2 protein-coding genes are annotated in these 2,639 nt (G+C 34.6%); both read left to right on the forward strand.

Annotation, left to right across the window (positions count from 1 at the left end; translation table 11 throughout):
- Nucleotides 1-292: 292 nt before the first annotated feature.
- Entirely contained in the window at nucleotides 293-1,717 is a 1,425-nt protein-coding gene (locus tag AC1DTM_RS22240; RefSeq protein WP_477000896.1) for an amino acid permease, read from the forward strand.
- A 380-nt stretch (nucleotides 1,718-2,097) separates the two neighbouring features.
- A complete protein-coding gene (locus AC1DTM_RS22245; protein WP_002033235.1) occupies nucleotides 2,098-2,445 on the forward strand; it encodes a VOC family protein in 348 nt (115 codons plus the stop codon).
- Nucleotides 2,446-2,639: the final 194 nt, after the last annotated feature.

Consider the following 2,639-nt stretch of genomic DNA (forward strand, 5'->3'; position numbering starts at 1 on the left):
CTATCGCTCGATCAATGGACTGTACCATAACTCGCCTCAACTTTACTTGTAGTATGTTTAGCCTAATTAACTATCAATTTAACAAAAATTCAAACTGAAATCAATTAATTTATTTAATTTTCTAAAAATAGAGATATAACACTATCAAAAAAATGAAAACGTAAACAAAAAAATATTGACTTTTCTTTTTAATTATCTGAAAATTAGAACAAGATTTCACATCACGGAATACATTCCATAATACGGAAAAACATCAATCTTCATACTACCAATTATGAAAGTGAGGAAAACAATGACGCAAGTAAACAATACAAACAATGAATTAAAGCGCACGATGAAAGGTAGACATTTATTCATGATTGCACTCGGTGGTGTGATTGGAACGGGGTTATTTAACGGATCTGGTTTTATTATAAGTCAAGCTGGACCTGGTGGATCCGTACTTGCCTTTATGGCCGGTGGATTATTAATGTATCTCGTTATGCTATGTCTTGGTGAGCTTGCTGTAGCAATGCCAGTTTCAGGTTCCTTCCAGGAATATGCCACTAAGTTCATCAATCCCGCAACTGGATTTACCATCGGATGGTTGTATTGGCTAAGCTGGGCGAATACGACTGGTCTTGAATTTACAACTGCTGGTATTACAATGCAGCGATGGTTTCCTGATATTCCTGTCTGGGTTTGGTGTTTAATATTTGGTGTTACAATATTCACTATTAACGCATTATCTGCTCGTAGTTATGCAGAAACAGAATTTTGGTTTTCAAGTATAAAAGTATCTGCCATTATCGCTTTCATTATTCTTGGCGGCGCCGCTATGTTCGGTTTTATTGATTTAAAAGGAAACGAACCCGCTCCGCTTCTTTCAAATTTCGTAAATCATGGTGGTTTATTCCCAAATGGACTTGCCGCTATTCTTTTAACAATGGTTACAGTCAATTATTCCTTCCAAGGTACAGAACTTGTTGGAATCGCAGCAGGTGAAAGTGAAGATCCAGCAAAGACTTTACCTCGTTCTATTAGAAATATAATATGGCGCACGATGTTTTTCTTCGTCTTAGCAATCTTTGTTCTCGTGGCTTTAATTCCTTGGGAAGAGGCAGGATTAACAAAGAGTCCGTTTGTTGCTGTATTTGATAATATAGGTATTCCATATGCAGCTGATATTATGAACTTTGTTATTCTTACTGCTGTTCTTTCTGTCGCAAACTCAGGACTGTACGCCGCAACTCGAATGCTTTGGTCATTATCAAAAAATGATATGGCTCCAGCCTTTTTAAAGAAATTATCATCACGAGGGATACCTCTAAACGCTTTACTCTTGACGATAGCTATTTCTGCTTTTTCTCTTTTGACAAGCGTTGTAGCTGCTGAAACGGTTTAMTTATGGCTGATTTCAATTTCTGGAGTCATTACAATTATTGTTTGGATGTCAATTTGTGTTTCTCAATTCTTTTTCCGTAAACATTATTTAGCCGAAGGTGGAAAATTAGAAGACTTAAAATTTAAAACTCCACTTTATCCACTTGTACCAATTCTTGGTTTTGGATTGTACGGCATTATATTAATAAGTCTTATCTTTATCCCAAGTCAAAGACTAGGAATCTATTGCACTGTACCATTTATCATCTTTTGCTACACCTACTATCACTTTAAGATAAAGAAAAGAATTGCTACTAACACTCATACAGAGACTAAAATTAGCGAAACTTCTTAATACTATACTTAAAAGCCCGCACATTGCTTTTACTTCATGTGCGGGTTTTTCTCATTGCTTTATTCATTTTTCCAGGTCCCCTATTTCCCCCTTACTATTGCAAGGATTATTTAGGCGAACTATAAGTTGAAGAGTTATCCTCAAACGAGTCAGTATTGCTATATCCTTTAGCTCAGATTTCAATTGTATCTTGCTTTTGTTTCCCAAGTTCTGCGAAGAATGATGTCGGTATCGTTAATGTAGTAAATGCTACACCAGCAATTATGATTTTTTACTGTTCATAAGTTGCTGATTTTCCTTACTATTACTCTTTTGTTTTGATATATTAAATACATACTACGTCACATTAAAAATTAAAAGACAGACAGGAGTTAGATACGATGATAAAAGGTTTCGGAGGAATATTTTGGAGAACTAAGAATCTTGATGTTATAAAAAAATGGTACAGTGAAGTGTTGAAGATTGAAATAGAAAATTGGAATGGGACTGTGATTAAACCCGAATTAGGAACTGAGACTATCTTTTCTTTCTTTGCCGAGAATGACAGTTATTTTCCTACAGAACAACAAGTGATGTTAAATTTCCAAGTACATAATCTAAACGAGACTATTCAGCATCTTGAACAAATTGGTGTACCTCTTGAAAAGAAAGAAGAGATTAGTGAATTTGGAAAGTTTATTTGGATTAAAGATCCTGAAGGTCGATTGATCGAACTTTGGGAGAAATAGCCGGTTGTAATCATTCGCTATTAAGCTAACAGGTGCTTTAGTTCAATAAAAAAAGTTGATTCCTTTGAAGTGCACCTTCGTTTATTAGACACAGTCTAATAATCGGAGGTGCACTTTTTCAATCTAAATTAATACTTTTAATAAAATCAAAATGATTTTCATCAGCTAATTTATCGATATAACCTGTTATATAC

The sequence above is a fragment of the Bacillus sp. P4_D3 genome (assembly GCF_056401855.1).